General features: G+C 66.7%; 19 protein-coding genes, 1 tRNA gene and 1 other RNA gene. 10 read left to right on the forward strand and 11 right to left on the reverse strand.

Annotation, left to right across the window (positions count from 1 at the left end; translation table 11 throughout):
- Nucleotides 1–135: 135 nt before the first annotated feature.
- Nucleotides 136–1,362, forward strand: coding sequence for a hypothetical protein (locus tag FBY36_RS11960; protein ID WP_142119669.1), 1,227 nt, complete (start codon nucleotides 136–138; stop codon nucleotides 1,360–1,362).
- 12 nt (nucleotides 1,363–1,374) lie between these two features.
- Here FBY36_RS11960 and recR read toward each other — a convergent pair whose 3' ends face one another.
- The 3 genes from recR to ffs all read right to left on the reverse strand — a co-directional run bounded on the left by recR (nucleotide 1,375) and on the right by ffs (nucleotide 5,687).
- The gene (gene recR / locus FBY36_RS11965) at nucleotides 1,375–1,974 is read right to left on the reverse strand and encodes a recombination mediator RecR (protein WP_141158226.1); all 600 of its coding nucleotides are present in this window, start codon (nucleotides 1,972–1,974) and stop codon (nucleotides 1,375–1,377) included.
- Nucleotides 1,975–2,050: 76 nt separating this feature from the next.
- Entirely contained in the window at nucleotides 2,051–5,569 is a 3,519-nt protein-coding gene (locus tag FBY36_RS11970; RefSeq protein ID WP_142119670.1) for a DNA polymerase III subunit gamma and tau, read from the reverse strand.
- A gap of 21 nt (nucleotides 5,570–5,590) precedes the next feature.
- An RNA gene (gene ffs, locus FBY36_RS11975) (signal recognition particle sRNA small type) lies at nucleotides 5,591–5,687 on the reverse strand.
- A gap of 390 nt (nucleotides 5,688–6,077) precedes the next feature.
- Here ffs and FBY36_RS11980 point away from each other — a divergent pair.
- Nucleotides 6,078–6,162 (forward strand) — tRNA-Ser (locus FBY36_RS11980).
- Nucleotides 6,163–6,241: 79 nt separating this feature from the next.
- Here the strand turns inward: FBY36_RS11980 and FBY36_RS11985 are convergent.
- The gene (locus FBY36_RS11985) at nucleotides 6,242–7,177 is read right to left on the reverse strand and encodes an oxygenase MpaB family protein (protein WP_142119672.1); all 936 of its coding nucleotides are present in this window, start codon (nucleotides 7,175–7,177) and stop codon (nucleotides 6,242–6,244) included.
- A gap of 518 nt (nucleotides 7,178–7,695) precedes the next feature.
- Nucleotides 7,696–8,010, reverse strand: coding sequence for a hypothetical protein (locus FBY36_RS21015; protein WP_268815580.1), 315 nt, complete (start codon nucleotides 8,008–8,010; stop codon nucleotides 7,696–7,698).
- Between FBY36_RS21015 and FBY36_RS21020 the strand changes: the two genes are divergently transcribed.
- The 3 genes from FBY36_RS21020 (at nucleotide 7,900) to FBY36_RS12000 (ending at nucleotide 10,749) form a co-directional block, all read left to right on the forward strand.
- The gene (locus tag FBY36_RS21020) at nucleotides 7,900–9,093 is read left to right on the forward strand and encodes a peptidoglycan DD-metalloendopeptidase family protein (protein WP_268815573.1); all 1,194 of its coding nucleotides are present in this window, start codon (nucleotides 7,900–7,902) and stop codon (nucleotides 9,091–9,093) included. The genes FBY36_RS21015 and FBY36_RS21020 overlap by 111 nt on opposite strands.
- A gap of 52 nt (nucleotides 9,094–9,145) precedes the next feature.
- Nucleotides 9,146–9,658, forward strand: coding sequence for a glutathione peroxidase (locus FBY36_RS11995; RefSeq protein ID WP_142119674.1), 513 nt, complete (start codon nucleotides 9,146–9,148; stop codon nucleotides 9,656–9,658).
- A 161-nt stretch (nucleotides 9,659–9,819) separates the two neighbouring features.
- On the forward strand, nucleotides 9,820–10,749 hold the full coding sequence (locus FBY36_RS12000) for a phosphodiesterase (RefSeq protein ID WP_142119676.1): 930 nt from the start codon (nucleotides 9,820–9,822) through the stop codon (nucleotides 10,747–10,749).
- Between the two features lie 82 nt (nucleotides 10,750–10,831).
- On the opposite strand, the gene FBY36_RS12005 is transcribed toward FBY36_RS12000, so the two are convergent.
- Complete coding sequence (locus FBY36_RS12005; protein ID WP_142119678.1) at nucleotides 10,832–12,469, reverse strand: stealth family protein; 1,638 nt, start codon at nucleotides 12,467–12,469, stop codon at nucleotides 10,832–10,834.
- Nucleotides 12,470–12,550: 81 nt separating this feature from the next.
- Complete coding sequence (locus FBY36_RS12010; RefSeq protein ID WP_142119680.1) at nucleotides 12,551–13,480, reverse strand: hypothetical protein; 930 nt, start codon at nucleotides 13,478–13,480, stop codon at nucleotides 12,551–12,553.
- A gap of 138 nt (nucleotides 13,481–13,618) precedes the next feature.
- Between FBY36_RS12010 and FBY36_RS12015 the strand changes: the two genes are divergently transcribed.
- Nucleotides 13,619–13,918, forward strand: a complete 300-nt coding sequence (locus tag FBY36_RS12015) for a type II toxin-antitoxin system VapB family antitoxin (RefSeq protein ID WP_026264985.1) — start codon at nucleotides 13,619–13,621, stop codon at nucleotides 13,916–13,918.
- Entirely contained in the window at nucleotides 13,911–14,585 is a 675-nt protein-coding gene (locus FBY36_RS12020) for a LytR C-terminal domain-containing protein (RefSeq protein ID WP_142119681.1), read from the forward strand. The genes FBY36_RS12015 and FBY36_RS12020 overlap by 8 nt, the downstream gene beginning before the upstream one ends.
- 7 nt (nucleotides 14,586–14,592) lie before the next feature.
- Here FBY36_RS12020 and FBY36_RS12025 read toward each other — a convergent pair whose 3' ends face one another.
- Both FBY36_RS12025 and FBY36_RS12030 read right to left on the reverse strand, forming a co-directional pair.
- A complete protein-coding gene (locus tag FBY36_RS12025; RefSeq protein ID WP_142119683.1) occupies nucleotides 14,593–15,243 on the reverse strand; it encodes a TetR/AcrR family transcriptional regulator in 651 nt (216 codons plus the stop codon).
- Between the two features lie 35 nt (nucleotides 15,244–15,278).
- Nucleotides 15,279–15,977, reverse strand: coding sequence for a DsbA family oxidoreductase (locus FBY36_RS12030; protein ID WP_142119684.1), 699 nt, complete (start codon nucleotides 15,975–15,977; stop codon nucleotides 15,279–15,281).
- Between the two features lie 223 nt (nucleotides 15,978–16,200).
- On the opposite strand from FBY36_RS12030, the gene FBY36_RS12035 reads away from it, so the two are divergent.
- Together FBY36_RS12035 and FBY36_RS12040 are read left to right on the forward strand one after the other, a co-directional pair.
- A complete protein-coding gene (locus FBY36_RS12035) occupies nucleotides 16,201–17,262 on the forward strand; it encodes a glycosyltransferase family 4 protein (RefSeq protein ID WP_142119686.1) in 1,062 nt (353 codons plus the stop codon).
- Between the two features lie 57 nt (nucleotides 17,263–17,319).
- The gene (locus FBY36_RS12040; protein ID WP_142119688.1) at nucleotides 17,320–19,488 is read left to right on the forward strand and encodes an amylo-alpha-1,6-glucosidase; all 2,169 of its coding nucleotides are present in this window, start codon (nucleotides 17,320–17,322) and stop codon (nucleotides 19,486–19,488) included.
- Between the two features lie 43 nt (nucleotides 19,489–19,531).
- Here the strand turns inward: FBY36_RS12040 and FBY36_RS12045 are convergent, their stop codons facing one another.
- Complete coding sequence (locus tag FBY36_RS12045) at nucleotides 19,532–20,065, reverse strand: GNAT family N-acetyltransferase (RefSeq protein WP_142119690.1); 534 nt, start codon at nucleotides 20,063–20,065, stop codon at nucleotides 19,532–19,534.
- A gap of 13 nt (nucleotides 20,066–20,078) precedes the next feature.
- Nucleotides 20,079–21,038 (reverse strand): D-2-hydroxyacid dehydrogenase family protein, encoded by a 960-nt coding sequence (locus FBY36_RS12050; protein ID WP_142119692.1) that lies wholly within the window; start codon nucleotides 21,036–21,038, stop codon nucleotides 20,079–20,081.
- Nucleotides 21,039–21,181: 143 nt separating this feature from the next.
- Between FBY36_RS12050 and FBY36_RS12055 the strand changes: the two genes are divergently transcribed.
- On the forward strand, nucleotides 21,182–22,378 hold the full coding sequence (locus tag FBY36_RS12055) for an MFS transporter (RefSeq protein WP_142119693.1): 1,197 nt from the start codon (nucleotides 21,182–21,184) through the stop codon (nucleotides 22,376–22,378).
- Nucleotides 22,379–22,425: the final 47 nt, after the last annotated feature.

Consider the following 22,425-nt stretch of genomic DNA (forward strand, 5'->3'; position numbering starts at 1 on the left):
CTGGAGGCCAGGCAGCCTGACGCCGGGACGGCGCGACTTTCCTCCGACAGTTTATCGCCGTGCCCGGAGCGGCGTTGAATTGTGACCACATACCGGCCATGGACCTATGGACAGACCGGCCGGGGCGGACCACGATTGGACCAGTTGCCCGGCCCCCGGCAGCAGCACGGACCGGTGCAGGCCCAGGGCCAGGTCCAGTGCTTTGGAGACATGGAGGATTCCGTGGTGGCCGACGACCCGAAGCCTGCTGCAGGGTTGCACCAGGAGCCGGTTTTCGAACCGATCGGCCCGGGAACGGATAATGACGCCCGCGCGGCTGGCCCCCATGAGGATGCGGATACCGGTCTGCACGGGTTTCCGCGTGCTCGCTTTGCCAGGGCAAACCTGGATCGGGTGCTGGCCGACTGGCTGGCCGGCATTAGGACAATCCGGTTCTGGTTCAGTGTCGCAGCCGCGGTCTTGGGTACCTGGGCTGCTACCGGCGCGGTGGTCCTGCTGGCGCCCTCGGGTGGCGAGGGAAGTCCACTGGTCCAACCCCTGCTGGTCTACTCCCTTGCCTCAGCCCTGATGCCGGCCACCGCCGCATTCCTGGCTGTTATCTGGGGCGTGCATGCGGAGGGCCGATTCCGGGCCAGGCCAGGGCGTCCAGGAGGTTCTCTCCTTAATCCGGTGCTGGCCACCGCCTTGAGGGGGATGGCCTTGGGAGCTCTTGTCTTGGGTGTACTGCTGGTGCAGGCCTGGATTGCGGGGGCCCCAGGCACCGTGGCGGCTGTGTCGGCCGGCATCGTCCTGGTGGAGTGCCTGGTGTTTGGCGCCATCGGGGCGGGGCTTTCGGCGTGGGCTGGAGGACGGCGGCTGGCGCCTGCCACCGGATGGATGCTGTGCATTGCCTTTGTGGCGGGAGCCCCGGCTGCGGCCATCGCATTGCTGCCCCTGGTCCGGGCGGAGGAACCGGTCACGGTGGCGCTCAATGTCGAATGGGCGCCCGACGGAACCCGCCTGGCGTTTCGATGCTCCGAAATCGACGGCGGGGTCAGTGAGATATACCACACCGAGCGTCTGATGTGGCTCCCGGCGCTGAGCCCGCCCGTACTGTTCCTGATGCTGGGCGCGGAGGTAGACAAGGCCGGCCACGTCCTGGGGTGGGTGCCTGCAGCACTTCAGGAAGCCGCGGACGCCAGGCAGGTGCCGTGCGTGCAGGGGCAGCCGCGGAGCCGGGACGAGCCCCGCATGCCCATGGCCTTGGTAGGGTTCCTTGGCCAGGCCGCGGTAGCCGGCGCCATCGTGGCAGGGGGATACCGCAGAAAACGGAACCTTGACATGGCGCGGGACGATCCGGCCCGAATAAGCCCGAGAGCTTAGGTCCGGGACGCGTCAGCCCAGGGCGTTGCGCCGGCCCTCGAAGGCACGGCCCAGGGTGACTTCGTCCGCGTACTCCAGGTCACCGCCCACGGGGAGTCCGGAGGCAAGGCGGGTCACGGCGATGCCGATCGTCTTGAGCATGCGGGCCAGGTAGGTGGCCGTTGCCTCACCCTCCAGGTTGGGGTCGGTGGCGATGATCACTTCCTGGATTTCGCCGTCGTTCAACCGCGTGAGCAGCTCACGGATCCGCAGCTGTTCCGGTCCCACACCGGCAATGGGATTGATGGCGCCGCCCAGCACGTGGTACCGCCCGCGGAAGGAACGCGTGCGTTCCACGGCCAGGACATCCTTGGATTCCTCCACCACGCAGATGACCGCAGGATCGCGGCGCGGGTCACGGCAGATGTTGCACAGCTCCTGCTCGGTGACGTTGCCGCAGACAGTGCAGAACTTCACCCGTTCCTTGACCGTGGTGATGGCTTCCACCAGCCGTTTCATGTCCTGGGGGTCGGCCTCAAGGATGTGGAACGCCAGCCGCTGCGCGGACTTGGGGCCCACCCCCGGAAGGCGTCCGAGCTCATCGATCAGCTCCTGGACAGCACCTTCGTACACGTTTCCCTCTTTAGCTTGGAGTGGATGGCGGGTGGAACAAAAAGTTGGTCATGCTGCCGGTGCTGCCTTGCGGCCATCAATAGCGTGGCGTGACCGGGCTTCCGTCCAGGGACCGCTCCTCGATCAATTTTCCGCCCAGGATGCGTTCCACGGCGGCCCGGCCGAACACGCCCGATTCTTCGATGGTCTCATCGTCAGCGCTTGGCACGTCCTGGACGAAGGTGCCCGGCGCGGCGGCGGCCCTGGCCGGTGCCTTGGCCCGTCCGGCCTCAGCTTCGGGACTGTTGGAGAGCCGCTGGTAAAGGCTTTGCCGCGATTCCGTTCGTCCGGCTGCCGGTGCAGGTGCCGATGCCTGTGACGGCATCGCGGGCCGTGAGGGCGCAACGGTGGGCTGGGAAACCGGGGTGGGTGCAATCTGGGCCGGCACCGTCATCGAGGGGGCAACCGTGGCGGGTGCGGCGGAGGCCATGGCGAACTCGGGCACAGGCGTGCGGTCAGGGGATGGCACCTGGTACGTTCCCGCCGGTGCTCCGTGATCCGGACTCGAAGCCGCGATGGACGCCGCGGCCGGCCCCCAACCCGACACTGCTGCCGCAGCAGCCGTTGCTGCCGGTGCAACGGGAATTGAGGGTGGCACCTGGGCTGTCGCCGGGGGGTAATGCGGGACATCGGCCTGCGTCCCAATGTGGTCAGGCACGGACCCGGGGGTGGATGTGGCGCCGACGTTGCTCTTGTCTCCAACCACCCACACCCCGGGGGCCTGTTCCACAGCCCGTGTCCAGGGATCGTGGGCGACCGCATTCTGGCTCACCGGCTGGGGCGCGCTGCCCGTGCCGGAACCGCCGGTTGGTGTCTCCTGGGGGTGCGCGGCTGCCTCACTGCGGGAGCCGGAGGCTTCCGTGCGGGTGCCCATCACCGGGGATGATGGCGCTGTCCTGTTGCCGGGACGCGTGGCGGGCTCCCAGTCCATGGGAGGCTCCTCCTCCAGCGGGGGAGCGTCCTCGTCCCGCGGGGGACCCCAGTCGTCATCGGAGTACGAGTAGTCGCCGCCGGCTGACGGGTACGCGGACAGGCTGGCGTTGGCGCCGGAGCCGGAGCCGGAGCCCGGGGTTTCCGTGCCCTGGGCTCCGGGCGGGACAGAATTTGTGTCCTGGCGGCCGTCCGGGTTGGCGCCATGTGCCGGACGTAACGCTGGAGAGGCGGCTCGCGCGCGGGTTCCCTCCGGTGCAGCCGCGGGGCTGGCAGCAACAGCAGTGCTGCCGGAACTTCCGCCGGCAGTTGAGCCGTGGACCGAGGTGTTGCTCCGGGCAGCAGCGGCCCGCTCAGGGTTTCCATCCGCGGGCGCCGCGGAGCCAACACCGGCCGCGGGAGCCGGTGCCGGCGGGGCTGGTTGAGCGGGGGCAGGAGCAAGCCCCCAGGCAACGTCAGCTGACGTGGCCTGAACCACCGGGCTGACGGGCACTTTTGGGTTTGGCTCAGAGCTCGCTTGGGTGGCGCCGCCGGCAACCGCGTTTATCTGGCAGTCGATGCCAACGGTCTTGTGGATGGCCTGGCGCAGGTTGTCCGAGTGGTCCGCCCTGCCGAAGGCTCCGGCCAGTCCCTGGGTAGTGAAGGACAAAGTCACAACGCTGCCATCGAAGGCGCTGACCTGCGCATTGGGTTCAACGAGTGCCCAGGTACTGCGCTTGATTTTGGACAGTGCCTGCAGGACGTCTGGCCAAGCCCGGCGGAGCACCTCCACGTCGCCCATGGCCGGGGGAGCGGCAGGGGCGGACGTGGCGGGCGCTTCCTGCTGTGCCGATGGCGCCCCTGCCTGAGCAACTGCCTGCGTGCCGGGGAACGGGCGGCTGGCCTGGTCTTGGCTGGCTGCCTGGTTGCCGGGTACCTGGTGGCCAGGGGCCTGCTCGCCGGGCATCTGCCGGGTTGGTACGCGGGGGCCGGGCGCCTGGCGTGTTTCCTGTGCCGGCTGCATGGCTGCCTGGCCGGAAGCCCGCCGGTCTTCCTGGAACTGCGGTGCTGCACCAGCTTGCTGTGCCCCATTGCCTTGCCGCGCTGCCTGGCCGGGGCTGGCAACTGCGGGGCCCTCTGATGCCCGGGCGCGCGCGGCGTCCTCCACAGGCCAGTCGTTGGTGCTTACCCGCGGTGGTGTCAGCGGGCTTCGAGGAGCATCGGCGGGAGGCTGGGAGGGCGCGGCTTCTGCCGGCGCTGACCCTGCAGCGGCAGGCCGGGCGGATGCGGGCTGGGACGGCTGCTCCGGCGCCGCCTGCGCGGAAGGGCCGGCCGCCGCAGTCACACGCGACACGGGCGAGGAGGGTTCGCTTGATGTGGCTTCGGGGACGTCGGCACGCGCGGCTGCCGGCGCTGCCTGGGCAACTGGAGCGGTGACGTCATTCCCTGTGTAGTTGAGGCGCCGCTCCACACGGTCGATCCGGGCGGCGATGCCGCGCTCATTCTGTTCCGAGCTGGGCAGCAGGATCCGCGCGCACAGCAGCTCCAGGTGCAGCCGGGGGGACGTGGCTCCGGTCATTTCGGTCAGGGCCGTATTGGTGACATCCGCGGCGCGGGAAAGTTCCGCGGCGCCAAGGTTGTGGGCCTGGTTCTGCAGGCGGGCGATCTGGTCCGCTGGCATTCCGCGCAGGATGGCGTGCGCGCTTTCGGGCATGGCCTGGACGATGATCAGGTCCCGGAAGCGCTCCAGCAGGTCTTCCACGAACCGGCGGGGATCGTGGCCGGTCTGGATGACACGGTCCACGGCACGGAAGACCGTGGCGGCGTCGGAGGCGGCTACGGCCTCCACGACGTCGTCCAGCAGTGAGGCGTGGGTGTAGCCCAGCAGGGCGACGGCGAGCTCATAGTCCAGTCCGTTGGGACCGGCACCGGCCATGAGCTGATCCAGGACGGAAAGCGAATCACGGACGGAACCGCCGCCAGCCCTGATGACCAGCGACAGCACGCCAGGGGCGACAGGGACGTTTTCCTGGCGGCACAGGAGCTCGAGGTAAGCCATCAGCGGCTCCGGCGGCACCAGCCGGAACGGGTAATGGTGGGTCCGGGAACGGATGGTTCCAATGACCTTGTCCGGCTCCGTGGTGGCGAAGATGAACTTGATGTGTTCCGGCGGTTCCTCCACGATCTTCAGCAGGGCGTTGAACCCGGCGGAAGTCACCATGTGGGCTTCGTCGATGATGAAGATTTTGTAGCGGTCCCGCACCGGGGCGTAGGTGGCGCGCTCGCGGAGGTCGCGTGCGTCGTCAACACCGCCGTGGCTTGCGGCGTCAATCTCGATGACGTCAAGGGAACCCGAACCGCCACGTGCCAGCTCGACACAGCTGGGGCAGGTACCACAAGGGGTGTCCGTGGGGCCCTGGGCGCAGTTCAGGCAGCGGGCAAGGATGCGCGCGGACGTGGTCTTGCCGCAGCCTCTGGGGCCGGAAAAAAGGTAGGCGTGGTTGACGCGGTTCTTCCGCAAAGCCGTCATCAGCGGCTCGGTGACATGCTCCTGGCCAATAACGTCAGCGAACGAGTCGGGACGGTATCTGCGGTACAGGGCGGTAGTAACTGTCACAGAGAAAACCCTACCAATCCGGGCTGACATCACGCCGCCCTGTGGGGGAATAGTAAAGACCCCCCATGCACCCGCCAGAGCCCGTCTACCCTTGCTACCTTCCGGTCCTGGGGGAGTTCAACAGGATGACGCCACATGAGGGGCCGTCAGATACTTTACCCGAACATTGGGCTCGACTCGAATCGGCCCCCGCTCCCTTCCCGGACCCCCGGTCCAGGGGTGCCGCAGTGCCGAAAGGCCATTCAGATCGCCGATTTCATTGCTTATCCCGGCGCCAGCCGCGATCATGGATATGTACACCGATTGGGGCAATCTCAAGGTTGTGAGCTGCGTGGCCTGGTGGACGGGACGGACCCGGCAGCTCAACGGTGCAACAGGGAATGGGCGCATTGGGGGCGTCCATTTTCAGGTTAAAGCGCCATGTGGGTGCCGCCGAACGGCCTGCATGGAGCGCGGAAGTCCTGCCCCTGAGCAGCCCAATTGGGCGATGGGGAAAAGTTCAGGTAATCTAATACCTGCTTTTGATTCAGAAGCAGTTGGAGAATTCGCCTAGCGGCCTATGGCGCACGCCTGGAACGCGTGTTGGGTTAACGCCCTCGGGGGTTCAAATCCCCCATTCTCCGCCGGTTAAGAACCCGGCCCCGGTACTCCGGGGCCGGGTTCTTGCGTTTTCGCCATGACGGGCCGCGGCCCAGGGGGCGGTTAGGCCATATCTGCCACAGGTTCTCCAATCCGCCTCAGGCGCTCCCTCGCTGCCAGTTCGCTGGGTCCCATCCGACGGCGGGGTCCGCCCAGGGCGAGATGGACGACGCCGAGCACCACCTTTGTGGCCAGTTTCACGGGCAGGGGAAAGGGGCCCAGCCGTGGAACGGAAAGCCCGAGCATCGCGCGGTACCGGGGTTCCAGGCTGTAGACGGCAGCTGCAAACAGGATCCGGTAACCGGGCTTTAGCAGGGGATGCAGCGGAGCGTTGCGGATGAACTGAACGGTTTCCTTCACCCTGGCGTCCGACCGCAGCGCGCCCTGTGTGTACCACTGGTCCAGCTGGCTGCGCATCTCCGCTTCGGACAGCGGCGCGTTGTCCACTCCCATCAGCCGCCCGGCCTGTGCCCACTCCCTGACGTAGGCATCCGGGCCACCGGGAATGGGTCTGCCCCAAATCTTGTGGGCCGCGAGGAAGCCGTCCGTAAAGGCGATGTGAATCCAGCCGGCCAGTGCGGGATCGTTGGCACTGTAGGTACGGATGCCGCCGTCGTTGTCCTGGTAATCGCCCTGGACAGGCTCGTGCAGGCGCCGGACGCGGCGCGTTGCCTCCTCCGCGGCTGCCGTTGACCCGTATGTCACCGTGAAGATCCACCGGATGGTGTTGGCCAGCCGCCGCAGGGGATCCTCCCGGAAGTTGGAGTGTTCGTGCACTCCCGCCAGGGCGCCCGGATGGAGCGACTGCATGAGGAGCGTGCGGATTCCGCCAACGATCGGCGTCATGGAGCCGTGCACTGCCCACACGGCGGAACCGGGCAGGTGGTAGCCGGCGTCCTCACCGTCCGCCAGCCGCAGCGACCATTCGGGTGGGGCATCAGCCTTCCCGGAGAAGGTCTTTTTGACTTCGTCCTGCCAGATACGAAGGACATTGCGCATAAAACATTGTTGCCCATTTCAGCGAAGGTGCCCGTATCCACCGCCTGAACAGCGGAAACTCCCACCCCCTAATGCCCGCAAAAAACCCGCAAACTGCCCCTATGGGGTTTCCACCCCTGCGGCGCTGTGGTCCCATGGGACATACCGTCGAGACAACGTGCGGCAGGCCACGTCGTGGAGTCAGTCAATTGGGCAAGAATTCAGTGCCCGGCTACAGGAAGCCGGACCAGCGCAGCTTTCCCCCCGTTGCCCGCGCCGTGGCCGCTGCAGGGGTGCTGGCGGCCTCCGTTTGTGCCGTAAACCTTTCTGCCGGCTCCGCTGAGCGGGTGCAGTTGGCGGGAGCAGTTGCCGGGACCGGCGCCCAGGGTGCAGCTGTTCCCGGTGGTACCTCCGCGGGGGACAACCCCCGGGAAGCGCGCAGGGAACCGGCCCAGCCCGCGTCTGACCAGGTGGGCGCAGGTGTCGTTCCGCCGGCCATCCTGTCCAATCCGCTGGTGACCCTTGCCTTCCCGCACACTTCAATAGGGGGTGCCGTCCAAGGTGCTGACGGGGCGCTGACTGTAGGCCCCGCAGGCATGGGCAGGCCCGGAGCCGGCTTTCTCATGGCCCCGCTTCAACTTCTCAATCCGAGTTCGCCGTTCGGTTTCCGGGTCAGTCCCATCAGCGGGACCGCCGGTGATTTCCACCTGGGCCAGGATTATGCAGCGGCTTGCGGCACCCCCGTGCACGCAGCTGATGCCGGTGTTGTGCGCGCTGCCGGGTGGCATCCCTGGGGTGGCGGCAACCGCGTGGAAGTCGATCACGGCGATGGACTCATCACCACCTACAACCACCTAGAGTCCATCGGCGTCAGTTTGGGCGACACCGTCCAGGCGGGCCAGGTCATCGCGCGTGTTGGTACCACCGGCTGGTCCACGGGCTGCCACCTGCATTTCGAGGCCATCCTGGACGGTCGCTATATCAACCCGCTCAGATGGAGCTTCCTCCAGCTCCGCGACGTGAACTGGGCACTTCCTGCCGGCATGGTTTCCTACGCACCCGGCCAGACGCCGGCCGGCGGCAGGATCACCTGGACCATCCCCCTCAAAGTGGACACAGGCGATGGGTTCCCTGCAGCCGGGCTGCTGGCCCCGCCCTTCCCGCCACGCCTGCCGCTTGCTCCGGCACCTGCCCCGTCGGAGGCAACGGGTGTGGTGCTTCCGCCCCCTGATGTGCAATTGATGACGACGGCCCCGACATCCGCTGAATCTTCGGGAAGTGCCGCGTCGCCGCCGCCCACGGACCCTGCGCAGAGCCCGACCCCCAGCGATGCGACGCCGACTCCCACCGATACGGCGACTCCGGCTCCGTCTGGTTCTGGTACTGCGACGCCGTCGCCGACCGCCGCGGATACCGTGACTCCGGCGCCGTCTGGTTCTGGAACTGCTGCGCCGTCACCAACTGATTCTGGTACTGCGACACCGACGCCCACGGACCCTAGTCCGACCCCGACACCGTCGCCGACTGATTCTGGTACTGCTGCCCCGTCGCCTACTGATTCTGGAACTGCAACGCCATCGCCCACCGGTCCGTCGCCGAATGCTCCGGCACCGACTCCGACTGAACCTGAACCTGAACCTACTCCGGCGTCGAGCGAACCGTTGCCCCCAGCGACTGAACCACTGCCGAGCGCCCCGGTGGCCACAACGCCGGCCCCGCCACCTGCGATCGTTGCGCCTGCGCCCGCCCCGACCGTGGTTGAGCCTGCGCCCGTGCCCGCGCCGACCGTGGTTGAGCCTGCGCCTGCGCCCGCCCCGACGACTCCGGCTCCGCCTCCGGTGGTTGAGCCTGCACCCCCTGCCGCGCTGCCGCCCGCGGAACCCGAGCCCACGCCAACCGCGACGCCAACCGCAGCGGCATCGACGCCGCCGGCCTAGGAAATCTCCACCCGGGACCCGTCCACCGGGGCATTGGCGACGAACAGTCCACATGAACAACCTTCCGCAGACCCGGAGGCCGGGGCCGCTGTACCAAATCCCCCTGGTCCTTAACGACGGCGCCAGGACAGATTTCGGCCGGTTCAGGAGAAAGGCGGTATTGGTGGTCAACGTCGCCTCCAACTGCGGCTTCACTCCCCAGTACGCCGGGCTGGAAGCCCTCTACGGTAAATTCCAGGACCGCGGATTCGAGGTCCTGGGCGTTCCCTGCAACCAATTCGCGGGGCAGGAGCCGGGCAGTGACAGCGACATCGTGGAATTCTGCGAGCGGAACTTCGGCGTGACCTTTCCGCTCACCGTCAAGTCCGACGTCCGCGGCAGGAACCAGCATCCGCTGTACACGGAGCTCACCAAGTTCAAAACCGGGCTGCTGCCCGGGCTGGTGAAGTGGAATTTCGAGAAGTTCCTGGTCAACCGTGACGGCGAGGTGGTGGCCCGGTTCGCCCCCACGGTTGAACCGGATTCCGCCGAGGTCATCGACGCGGTGGAGCGGGCGCTCGGCTAAACGGGGCTTTGGGCCGAATTGGACCTGCAAAAGCGCAGGTCTTTCAACTTTTTCCACATCAGCTACGGCGATTCACCCCAAGTTTGCCAAATGTCTGATTGGATAAATATTACTGAAGGGTACAAGGGAAGAACGGCTTCCCACCGACCATAGAGGTAGCAATGGAGCACATCGAGGCCGAACATCCCCGGCCACGCCACTTCCTACTCCACCTGAGCGATCCCCACCTGCTGGGGGGTCCGGACCCCCTCTACGGAACCGTTGACAGCGAAGCCAGGCTTATTCAGCTCTTCGACGAAGTCAAGGCGTCAGGGGCCCGGCCTGAGGCAGTCATCTTCACCGGCGACCTCGCCGACAAAGGCGATCCCCGGGCCTACGTGAAACTGCGGGCCATCGTGGAGCCTGCCTGCAGGGAGCTCGGAGCCCAGGTCATTTGGGCCATGGGCAACCACGACAACCGGGCCAACTTCCGGAAGGGCCTGCTGGACCAGCCCGGCAGCGACGAGCCGGTGGACCACAGCTACTTCATCAACGGGCTGCGCGTGATCACCCTGGACACCACCGTTCCTGGTTTCCACCACGGCGAACTGAGTGCCGCCCAGCTGGACTGGCTGGCCCGGCAGCTGGAAACCCCTGCGCCGGACGGCACCATCCTGGCCCTCCACCATCCTCCGGTCCCGTCCGTGCTGGACCTTTCCGTGCTGGTGGAACTGCGCGACCAGGCGTCGTTGGCGGCAGTGGTCCGCAACTCGGACGTCCGCACCATCCTGGCCGGCCACCTTCACTACTCCACCACGGCCAGCTTCGCCGGCGTTCCCGTCTCGGTCGCTTCCGCCACGTGCTACACCCAGGACCTGAACGTGCCTGCGGGAGGAACCCGCGGACAGGACGCCGGCCAATCCTTCAACCTGGTGCACGTCTACGAGCACACGATCGTGCACTCCGTGGTCCCGCTGGGCAGTTCACCAACAGTGGGGGAGTACGTCTCACCCGAGGAGACTGCCCGGCGCCTGGAGGCTGCGGGAGTCCGGATCCCGGAGACCACCAAGCAGCGCGCCAACGCCAAATTCGGAGTGTCCCCCGGGCGGTGAACACGGGCAGTCGGTGAACACAGGCAGGCGGTGGAGACAGCCGGCCGGTGAGTACAGGCTGCCAGTGCAGCCTGTACTGGGGCTACTTCTCCCAGGGCGCCTTGATGGGGAAATACCTTTCCAGGAAGTCCGTCACTACTTCGGCCCGCTCGTCGGCGCTGACCTCCGGAAAGCTGCCGTCGTTGAGGCAGAAGAAGTCCATGTTCCGCTTGGCGAGCAGCTTGGGCAGGTACTTCAGCCCTGACCGCATGGTGGTGTCCACGTAGCGCACCTTGGCAGCCGTCTGCGTGACAGCCCGGCCCATGAGCAGTGCGTAGTAGTGGTAGAACGAGTTGGTCACAGAGATGTTGTCCGCTGCACGGAACCGGCTGGCCGCCGTCTTGTGGAACTCCGCCGGGAACTCCTCCTCCATCTGGGCCACCACGCTGCGCCGCAGGGGTGCCGCGGTGTGCTCCAGGTGGCGCGTCGTGATCCGGCCGAACCGGTTCCACAGGAGCTTCCGGTTCACGCGGGCGGCGTTTTCGAACCCGCTGCGCTCCGCGGCGTTCTCGCCCAGGCCGATCCTGGTTTCCGCCTCGATGAACTTGGTGATGCCACCGGGGGTGAAGAACATGTCGGGTCCCACGGAGCGGCCAAAGAACATGTCGTCATTGGAGTAGAGGAAGTGTTCGGACAGCCCTTCAATGTGGTGGAGCTGGCATTCCACGGCCTGTGAATTGTGGGTGGGCAGCACGGAGGGGTCGGCGAAGAACTCCTCGCTGCGCACGATCGTGACCGCCGGGTGTTCTGCCAGCCAGGCAGGGGCGGGGGAGTCCGTGGCAATGAAGATGCGGCGGATCCAGGGCGCAAACATGTACACGGACCGCAGCGCGTACTTCAGTTCGTTGATCTGCCGGAAGCGGGCTTCGTGGTCGTCGCCTTCGCCCAGTACAACACCCTGCTGCTGGGCGCGGCGGGCCGCGATGTATTCCGGCGAGCTCCCATCGACCCAGGAGAAGACGATGTCGATGTCGAAGCTGATGTCGCTTGCGTGGTCGGCAAACATGTTCTCGATGGTGGGCCACGTGTGGCCGTAGCGTTCCACGGTGCCGCGGACCGCGTCCTGGCGGAGCAGGGTCCTGCGGGTCAGGGAGTTTTCGATGGGAAGGGTGAGTTCCTCGCCCTCGAAGGACCACAGTTCGATCTGCACGCCGGCAGAGGCGCCGAATTCGAAGCCGCCCACCGGCTCCACCCGGGGCCGGTACAGGCGGAAGATGCGGCCCTGCCGGTTGGGTGAGAGCTCACCGTCGGCCACCAGGACGGACGTCTTCTTCTTGGCGTCCACGGTCATGGAATAGAAGGGTTCGTCGCGGCAGGCCTCCACCAGGGCGGCACGGAGCTTTTTCCGGTCCTGCCAGTCGAGGGCCAGGACGGGCCGATCATTGTTGCCGCGGACCAAGAGGTAAGCAAGGCCGGCGTTGGCCAGGACATTGCGCAGGAACAGCAGGTCCTCCACCATGGCCTGGTAGGGGGTCCTGGTGTCATTGATCAGGGCATAGCGGCCCTTGTGCCGGATGACGTCAGGCCGGTGCCTGAGCCGCTGCTCCGCCGCCGCCGAGGTGATCTCGGCGTGAAATTGTTCCTCCATGGACGCCTGGCCGCCGTAGTAGACCTCGTCCTGGACCGGTGCTTCTGTAATGGTTGTCTCCGAGCTGGTGGAAGTGGGCATTCTTACCTGCATGATAGTCCTGCCGGAGTAACGGAAGGTTTCGGGGCGCTGTTGGGCGCCATGGTGAACGCCCGACGGCGGCCCGGCAGGGGCTCAGGCGTCCAGCGCCTCACGCCAGCTGCGCAGGAAGGCGCCGCCGGCGTCGTCGTGGATTACTGTCGCGTCCAGCCCCAGGTCCGCTGCGGTCAGCACCGGATACGGCTTGGCCGGCACGCCGTCCGCCGGCCGCACGTCCACATGCTTCACCTGGTGGTCGTTGTGGTGCAGCCAGTCCGCCATGGCGTAATCGGTGCGGGAGTCGCCCACCGTCCGCCAGGCCTGCGGCGTGATCCCCTGGGCTGCCAGCAGCTCCACCGCCCGGCTGGCGCCAAGGTCCTTCCCCAGCCGCACCGATTCGATGTCAGTGGAGATAATGGTGGGGTCCACCCGGTAGTCCACCTCGTCGTCGGAATTCGGTGCGTGATGGTCCAGCCGGACCACTCCCAGCCCGTGGCGGCCCATGAGCTCCATGGCCTCGGCGTCGAACAGCTTCTGCTCTGCCAGGTAATCGGCACTGGGCACATCGATGTGCTGCTCCACGGACACCATGGCCCGCTTGGTTTCATCGAAGAACATGTGGGCCGCGTAGTCCTCTGCCACCAGCCGGCGGACGTCGTCGCCGTAGGCCGCCGGAACGGCAAGCTCCCGGTCCACGTGGATGGGGCCGGGGCCGGCAGCGGTGTAGCTGAACCAGACCGCGCCCTTTTCGCAGACGGCGTGGATGATGGTTCCTGCCGGAATGCCGGCCGCGATCATTGGTTCCATGACCTGCTCGCGGATGAAGGCGTCGGAGCGGCCGGTGTTGAAGATGACGGGGATCCCCGCGGCTGCCAGGGCCACCAGGTCAAGGATGATGTCCGGCTTGACGTCCCGCGTCACGGGGCTGGCCACCGGCCCGTCCACGTCAAGCAGGAGCGCCAGCGGCGGTGCGGACGGCAGGCGGATTCCGGGCACGGGCAGGGCAGGGGACTCGGATGCTGTCATGGCTCCATTCTGTCAGCAGGAGCGGCCCGGCCCGGCCTGCGCACTTGGCGCATGACCCATGGTCACTGTTTGGCTACAACCTGGCGCCGGTCCGCCCTGCCACTTTCGCTGGGGCAGCGCGGTGCCTACTGTGGCATGGTGATATTCAAAGCTGTGGGCGAGGGCCGCCCTTACCCCGACCATGGTTACAGCACCCCCAAACAGTGGGCGTCGCTGCCGCCGCGACCGGTCCGGCTGGACGAACTGGTAACCACCAAGCGGACCCTTGACCTGGAAGCGCTGCTGGCGGAGGATTCCACGTTTTTCGGTGACCTGTTCCCGCATGTGGTGCAGTACCAGGGGACCCTTTACCTGGAGGACGGCCTGCACCGCGCGGTCCGGACGGCCCTGCACCAGCGCACTGCGATCCACGCCCGGGTCCTGGTGCTCGATGGCTAGGAAGCGGCCGAAGGACCCCGGTGTCCTGCACGGCCACCATGTAGTTTCCGGTCCCGAGCTGCGCGCCGCCATGGAAGCGGCTGCCGATGCCGATGAGACCGCCCGGGTCCGCCGCCGCGTGCTGCACGGGGTGGTGCTGGTCCTCCTGACGGGACTGATCGCCGCAGGCATCATCGTTGCGCTGGCCATCATCAACGGCCGGCTGCGGATTCCCGCCGCCGAGCCGGCCCCAACACCGGTGTCATCCTGCCCGGCCTCGATGTTCGACTACACGCCCAACGAGAAGATCAACCTCAACGTCTACAACTCCACCAGCAGGCCCGGGCTGGCCCGCACCGTTGCGGACGACCTCCTGGCACGGAAGTTCGTGGTGGGAAACGTCTCGAACATTAACGCGGGGTACCGCGGGGTGGCGGCCGTGGTGTCAGGGTCAGCCGGACAAGCCGCGGCATTTACCGTGCAGCGCAATGTGCAGGGGTCTGACTACTTCCAGGACGGCAGGACCGATGCCAGCGTGGACCTGATCCTGGCTCAGGACTACAAGGCTCTCGTCCCGCCGGACCTGGTGGACCAGACGCCCGGAAAGCTCAGCTGCCCGCGGGAAAGCCGGCGCACAGCGGACACCGAGAAACTGCCCGTGACCCCTGCGGCTGCCTCCGCGCCCTGACGCTTACTCAGCCGGCCACCGCGGGAAGCTGTGCCACGCGGATGGGCCGCCCGTCGTCGTCGAACCGTGCACCCGCGCCCAACTGGATGAAGCGCACCGTCCTGGCGACGCGGGCCTCCAGCTCGGCAGGCTCATCGCTGCCCCGCGCCGCGCTGGAGGAGAGGGTGCCCAGGATCAACTGGGACTGCTGGCCCACGTCCGCCACGGGCAGGTAGCCCTGCTCCATGCCGTCACGCAGGATGCCCTGCAGCAGGACGCTGAGCTCACCGACGTGGTCGGAGAGCTTGGCAAAGGACGACGGCGACAGCACCGCCCCCATGGCAGGTCCGGGCGGGAGGTGGCGGCGGCTGAGGTCAACCACCTGGGCGCGGACGTACAAGGCCAGCCGCTCCACCGGGTTCTCCAGGCGGGCCAGCGACTCGCGCAGGTCGGAAAGGAACTTTTCGGTCTCATCCAGCGCATAGGAGATGAGGAGTTCCTCGATGTCCGCGTAGTAGTTGTAGACCGCGGTGCGGCCAATTCCGGCGTGCCGGGCCACGTCGGTCATGGTCAGCCCTGGAAGGCCATGGGTGAAGAGAAGTTCGCCGAAGGCGGTGAGGATGCGGCGCTGGGTCTCCGCTCGTTGTTCCGCGTTGCTGGCCGCTGAAATCCTGGGCATACAGACACTTTACCGCGATGTGTCAGTAAAAGATGCTACAGCGCACAGCCGTCGGGGCCGCACGCCTCCCCGTCGGCGGAATTGACCAGGACCAGCGGGTTGGCGTCCTGCCAGGCCTGGTTCAAGGCGGCCGTGAACGTCCCGGTGGGCTGGGCGCCGGAGAGTCCGAACTTGCGGTCGATCACGAAGAACGGGACGCCGCTGATGCCCAGTCCCCGGGCCTCCTGGATGTCGAACCGGACCTGGTCCGTGTACTTGTCGGTAGTGAAGAGTTCATCCACCTCGTTGGCAGGCAGCCCAAGTTCCCCGCCAAGGGAGGACAGGTAGTCCCGGCTGCCGATGTCCTTGCCGTGCTCGAAGTGGTCGCTGAGCAGGCGCTCCTTGGCTGCATCCTGCCTGCCGTGCGCCGCGGCAAGGTGGATCAGGCGGTGGGCGGTGAAACTGTTGGCCACCACTACTTTGTCGAAGTGGTAGTCCAGGCCCTCGTCCTTTGCCTGCTGCGCCACGTGCTCGAACATCTGTGAGACCTGCCCGGCCGGCATGCCCTTGCGGCTGCTCAGGTACTCCAGTTCGGTCCCGTCGTAGTGTTCCGGAAGCGTGGGATCCAGCTGGTAGCTCCGCCACACCACCTCAACGGCATCACGGTGCGGGAATGCTGCGAGGGCCGCCTCGAACCGGCGCTTGCCAATGAAACACCACGGGCAGGCGACGTCTGACCAGATCTCAATCTTCATGCCTTGCACAACCTGCCTGGCCGGGTCCGGATTCCTTTGGTGCGCCATGACATCCATCACATCCGGGTCTTGTTGCGGGGGCCCATCGCGGGTAATAGTCGGATCAGAGGTCAAACAGTAGGCCCTTCGAATCGAACTGCGCTGCCGCGGGACACGAGCCCGGGTGGTGTGTTCCTGCCCGGCCAGCTGGGGAGCCCGGCCTGTAAAACCTGGGAGGCCAGGAATGCGGATTGGACTTGTTACGGGACCGTGGATTCCGGTCCCACCGGCAACATACGGGGGAACCGAAAGAGTAGTGGACACCCTGGCCAGGGGCTTTGCCGCCGCCGGCCACGAGGTGCTGCTGGCGGCGCCGGCAGACAGCACCTGCCCGGTACAGCTCGTTCCCGGTATGAGGCCCACCGACTACGAGGGACTGGGCACCACGCTCGCGGAACTCAGCCATGTGGCCAGGGCCTATGACGGGCTCCAGGACGTGGACATCATCCACGACCACACGTTGGCGGGACCCCTCTACCTGCACCAGCCGGCCGGCGTGCCCCTGGCCACCACCATCCATGGCCCTATCCACGCCGAGGCCGCGGACATCTACCGGGCCGTGGCACGGAAGGGCGCTGTCATCGCCATCTCAAGGGACCAGGCGTCGCACGCTCCCGATGTTCCCGTCACACGGGTAATCCACCACGGCATGGACCTCTCGAAGGTTCCGGTGGGAACCGGGAAGGGCGGCTACCTGTGCTTCGTCGGCCGGTCGTGCCCCGACAAGGGACTGCTTGAAGCCATTACCATCGCCCGGCAGGCCGGGATGCACCTGAAAATCGCTGTCAAAATGCGGGAGCCGGACGAGGTCCGCTACTTCCGGGAAGTCATTGAACCCATGCTGGGCCCCAACGAGGACTTCGTGGGGGAGGTGGACGACGCCAGGAAATACCGGCTGATGGGCGAAGCACTGGCCTTCCTGAATCCCATCCAGTGGTCCGAACCGTTCGGACTGGTGATGATTGAAGCCCTGGCTACAGGGACACCGGTGGTGGGGACATCCATTGGTTCCGCCCCGGAAATCGTTGACCATGGGCGCACCGGATTCCTGGGAGGCACCGCTGAACTGGCGGGCCTGGTTCCGGCAGCAGCCGCGCTGGACAGGGCCGTTTGCCGCAAGGACGTGGAGGAGAGGTTCAGCGCGGAACGGATGGTTGCGGAGCATCTTGAACTTTATGCCGACCTTATCGAAGGCAGGATTCGTCCAGGGGTTCCGCAGGATTCCCGGGTGTACCAGAATCGATAGGGACCATGCTGCTTCTCCCGACCCCCCGGGGGCAGCCCCTCAGGAGGGAGCCCTTCCATGACCGCCTGGAATGAAGACAACGAAGCCTCCGGTTCCGACGTGGGCGCCGTTACCGTCCTGGAGGGTTCTTCGTTTTGTATTTCCGCCGGAACCGGTGACATCAGTCCGGACGCCGGGACGAACGGGGTGTTCTTCCAGGACACCCGGATCATCTCCCGCTGGGTGCTGCGCATCAACGGGTCGCTGCGGGAGCCGTTGTCAGCCCAGCGGCCCCAACCGTTCGAGGCAACCTTCGTTGGCCGTGCCACCTGGCCGGGCGGCCGGTTCGACAGCCCCCTGGTGGTTCGTCAGGTCCGCCACATTGGACCGGGCCTGCAGGACGACATCACGCTGCAGAATTACGCGGCTGAGGACGTCGAGTGCGACATTGAACTCCTGGTCGATGCGGACCAGGCTGACCTGTTCGAGGTGAAGGGCGGGCGCACTACGGGCCCGGACGACACCACCCGCACCGTGGTGGATGGAAAGCTCATTATTGAAGCTTCCCGGCATGGCCAGCAGCGGGGTTCCGCCATCGGTGCACGGGGTGCGGAAGTGGGCACGGATGGCCTGCGTTTTCGAATCACCGTTCCGGCCAGGGGCAAATGGGCCACCAGCGTGATCGTGGTGCCGCTGGTGAACGGGGAAGCCCCGGAGAAGCCCTTCAAGGAAGGCCAGCTTCCGCACCACCGCGAGGGCGTGCGGCGGCACCTGGCCTGGGAGGAGAATCTTCCGCGGATCAGCATCGAGGACTCCAGCTTCCAGAACGTGCTCAACCGGAGCCAGAGTGATCTTGGTGCCCTGCGGATCTTCGATGCGCATCATCCCGACCGGGCCGCGGTTGCCGCCGGTGCCCCCTGGTTCATGGCGTTGTTCGGACGGGATTCGCTGCTGACGTCCTATATGAGCCTGATGGTCAACCCCAACCTGGCGCTGGGCACGCTGCAGACCCTGGCCGGAATCCAGGGAAAGAAAGTGGACCCCGATTCCGAGGAGGAACCCGGCCGCATTCCGCACGAGGTCAGGCTTGGTGTCACCGCCGGGCTGTCGCTGGGCGGCACGGCCTATTACGGGACAGCGGACGCAACGCCTCTTTTCGTGTCCACCCTGGGCGAGTTGAGCCGGTGGGGGTTGTCCCGGGATGCGATCCAGCCGCTGCTGGCGCACGCGGACCGGGCGCTGGAATGGATCGAGAAGTACGGCGACCGCGACGGCGACGGCTTTGTGGAATACCAGCGGCCCAACGACCATGGCCTGGTTAACCAGGGCTGGAAGGACTCCTGGGACGGGATCAACTTCGCTGACGGCACCATTGCGGAAGCACCAATCGCACTCTGCGAGGTCCAGGCCTATGTCTACTCCGCGTACCTTGGCAGGTCCTTGCTGGCTCACTGGAGCGGGGATTCTGGCCTGGAACAGCATTGGGCCGGGAAGGCGGCGGCCTTCAAGGAGGAGTTCAACAAGAGGTTCTGGCTGCCGGACAAGGGCTATTTCGCGGTGGCGCTGGACAAGGACAAGCGGCACGTTGATGCGCTGACTTCCAACATTGGGCATTGCCTGTGGACCGGCATCGTGGACGAAGACAAAGCGGAGTCCGTCATGGAGAACCTGATGTCCCCGCAGATGTTCACCGGCTGGGGCATCCGGACCCTGGCGTCCGACATGGGCGCCTACAACCCGGTCAGCTACCACAATGGCTCGGTATGGCCGCACGATACGGCGCTGGTGGCCACCGGCCTGATGCGGTACGGGTTCGTGGACGAGGCCAAACGGGTGGCCCTGGGCGTCCTCGATGCTGCCGAACATTTCGACGGCCGGTTGCCGGAGCTGTTCTGTGGGTTTGACCGGGGCGAGTTCCCCGGGCCTGTTCCCTATCCCACCGCGTGCTCACCGCAGGCCTGGGCGGCGGCGGCGCCGGTGCAGCTGGCGCGGATCCTGCTGCGCTTCGACCCCGTCTTTACCCGCGGGGTAGTGCACCTGGCACCGATCCTGCCGGAGACCGTGGGAAGTTTCCGGGCGGAGAACGTCCTGCTGGATACCAGCCGCGTGACCATTAGCGCCGCCGGATCCACCGGCACCATTGACGGCCTTCCGCCGGGGCTGAAGCTCCTGGCCGAACCGCGGCCGCCGCTTGCCTACCCCGTGGAAGGAGTGGCGGCCGGCATGGACGTGCGCAGGCTGCACTGATGGCGGCGCCGCTGTTGCCTGTGGCCGGAAAGCGGTGGACCGCCTACGGCAGGGGGCGCTCCAGCACGAAGTCGTGTTCCACCGTGCTGCCCAGCCGGAAGGACTTGGTCCCCACCTTCCGGAAGCCTGATTTGTCGTAGAAGCGGATGGCACGGGCATTCTGGCTGTTGACCCCCAGCCAGGCTCCGGCGCCGCCCAGGGCTGCCGCTGCCTGCAGGCTTGCGTGCATCAGTTCAGCGGCGGCGCCCAGCCCGTGATAGTCGGGATGGACATAGCATTTGCTGATCTCCACGGACGGCAGCAGGGTCAGGACTGAGGTTACGTCCGGATCCGCCGCGGGCCGGTCCACCAGCAGGCTGTAGCCGTTAAGCTGCCCGTCCGCGTCGATGACCAGGATGGTGGTGTCCGGGTCCGCGAGGTACTCCTCAAAGTGGTCCTCGCTGAGGGTGTCGGCCAGGTGGGCGGCAATGTCGGCAGGCGACGACGACGGCGGGCAGGCCAGCGGAAAGGTGACGGCCGCCAGCGCGGCCAGTGCGCCGGCGTCGTCCGTTGTCGCTGTACGGATGGTGTGGGTCATGCGTGCTTCCAGGTCAGGCGCTGATGGTTCGGATGGGGGAGCCGGCGAGCCAGGCGGTGATGTCTTCAAGGGCGCAGCCGTAGAACTGCCGGTAGCTTTCCTGGGTGACGTAGCCCAGGTGGGGCGAAAGGACGGTGTTCGGTGCGGCCAGCAGCGGATGCCCTGCCTGCAGCGGCTCCTGGTCGAAGACGTCCAGGGCGGCTCCGCGGATCCATCCCTGGTTGAGCGCCTTGACCAGGGCCTCCTGGTCAACCAAGGGCCCGCGGGCGGTGTTCACCAGGATGCCTTCCGGGCCCAGCAGCCGCAGCTCGGCCTCGCCCACGGTGTTCTCCGACCGCGGGGAGAGCCGCAGGTGGAGGGTGGCGACGTCCGCGACCGTGAAGAGCTCCTCCTTGGACACCAGCCGGGCACCGGCTTCCGCGGCAGCGCCGGCTGTGAGGTTTTGGCTCCACGCCACGACGTCCATTCCGAACGCCTGTGCGTACGCGGCCACCCGCCGGCCGATCTTGCCAAGACCCACGATGCCCAGGGTTTTTCCGGCCAGCTCCACTCCCACCGTTGACTGCCACGTGCCGGCCCGGAGGGAGTTTTCCTCCGCCGGGAGGTGCCGGGCAATGGCCAGGAGCAGGGCCCAGGTCAGTTCCGGCGCGGCCGTGGGTGAGCCAGGCGTGCCGCACACCGTCACCCCGTGCTCGGCTGCTGCGGCAACGTCGATCGAGGCGTTGGCCATGCCGGTTGTGACCAGCAGCTCAAGCGCCGGCAGCTTCTCGAAGACCTCCCGCGGGAACGCCGTCCGCTCGCGCATGGCGATGACCATGGTGGTGTCCGCCAGAGCAGCCACCAGCGCAGCTGGCGACGTAAAGGGCTCGCGGTAGGACGTGACCGTGACACCTTCGGCCTCCAGGGCCGCGAAGTCGGCGAACCCGTGGGACACGTCCTGGTAGTCGTCGAGGATGGCAAGGCGGTGCGTCATGGCTGTCCTTCGCGGTGTCCTGTGTCCGTGGGTCACGTTCATCGTATGGCAGGGGCGGCGGACAGGGAGCCTGAAACTCCCGCCGCGCCGGTCGTGATAGCAATGGGAGTGATGAACTCACCTCTCTTTCCCGGCCGGTCTTCGTGAGCGGACGTCAATTGGCCCGCCTTCCCAGCAGTTGGATCCTTCTGGCCTGCATAGGGCTGTTGGCACTGAACCTGCGGGGGCCATTCGTGGCAGTGGCCCCCGTGGTTGGCCTGATGCAGGCCGACCTGGGGTTTTCGCCTGTTGTCCTGGGGCTGCTCACCAGCATTCCCGTGCTCTGTTTTTCGCTCGCGGCTCCGCTGGCGTCCCTGGCAGCCAGGAAGTTCGGAGCAGAGTTCGCGGTGACCCTGACCATCCTGGGCGTGCTGGCCGGGGTGCTGGTCCGATCCGCGGGCGGTCCCGGGCTGGTGGTAATTGGCACGGTGGTGATCGGGCTGGCCATCACCGTGGGGAACATCGCTGTTCCCCTCATCATCCGGCGCGACTTCTCACCCCGGCGCCAGGGCGCGGCCATGGGGATCTACACAGCCGCCCTGAACATCGGCTCGTTCGTGACCTCCGTGGTCACCGCACCGCTGGCCGAAGCCGTTGGTTGGCGGACCGCCCTGGCATCGGTGGGGGTGCTGGCGGGTGCTGCGATCATCTTCTGGATCCTGGCGGTGGGGCCACGGACCGCGTTCCTGCCGGAACCCGACGGAGACGGCGATGAAATCCGGCAGGCCGCGGTCCAGGGTTCGGCGGGGATAACCGCCGGGCTTACCGCCGGATTCGCCGGGCAGGCATTTTCCTACTACGCGGTGACGGCCTGGCTGCCGAGCTACCTCAACGACGAGCTGGGGATGTCAGCTTCCGCGGCAGGTGCCGGTTCCTCGCTCTTCCAGATCCTCGCGATTGTGGGCGGACTGGGCGTGCCGCTGGTGGCCCGCTCCATGAGTACAACGGCGGTGGCGGTCACCTTGGGAGTGCTGTGGACAACTGTCCCGGCGGGCCTGCTCCTGGCGCCCGGGTGGTGGTGGCTGTGGTCGGCCTTTGGTGGCATTGCCCAAGGGGGCGGCATCACCCTGATCTTCATCGCGATCATCAAGCTTGCCCGCGACCAGGCGTCAGCGGGGCGCATGTCCGCCACCGTCCAAGGGGTAGGCTACTGCTTCGCTGCCGTGGCCCCGCCGCTGGTCGGCTTCGTCCATGACGTTTCAGGGTCCTGGACCGCGCCCCTGCTGCTGGTCCTGGTTTCGGTGCTCACCTTCTTCGCCGCCACCACCCTGTCCGTGCGGAAGGTGCCCAAAGGTCGCTAAGGGGCCTCCCGCCGTCGAGCTTTACCCGCCCGTTAGGACGCCCGCTC

The organism is Arthrobacter sp. SLBN-122 (assembly GCF_006715165.1).
GTDB lineage: Bacteria > Actinomycetota > Actinomycetes > Actinomycetales > Micrococcaceae > Arthrobacter.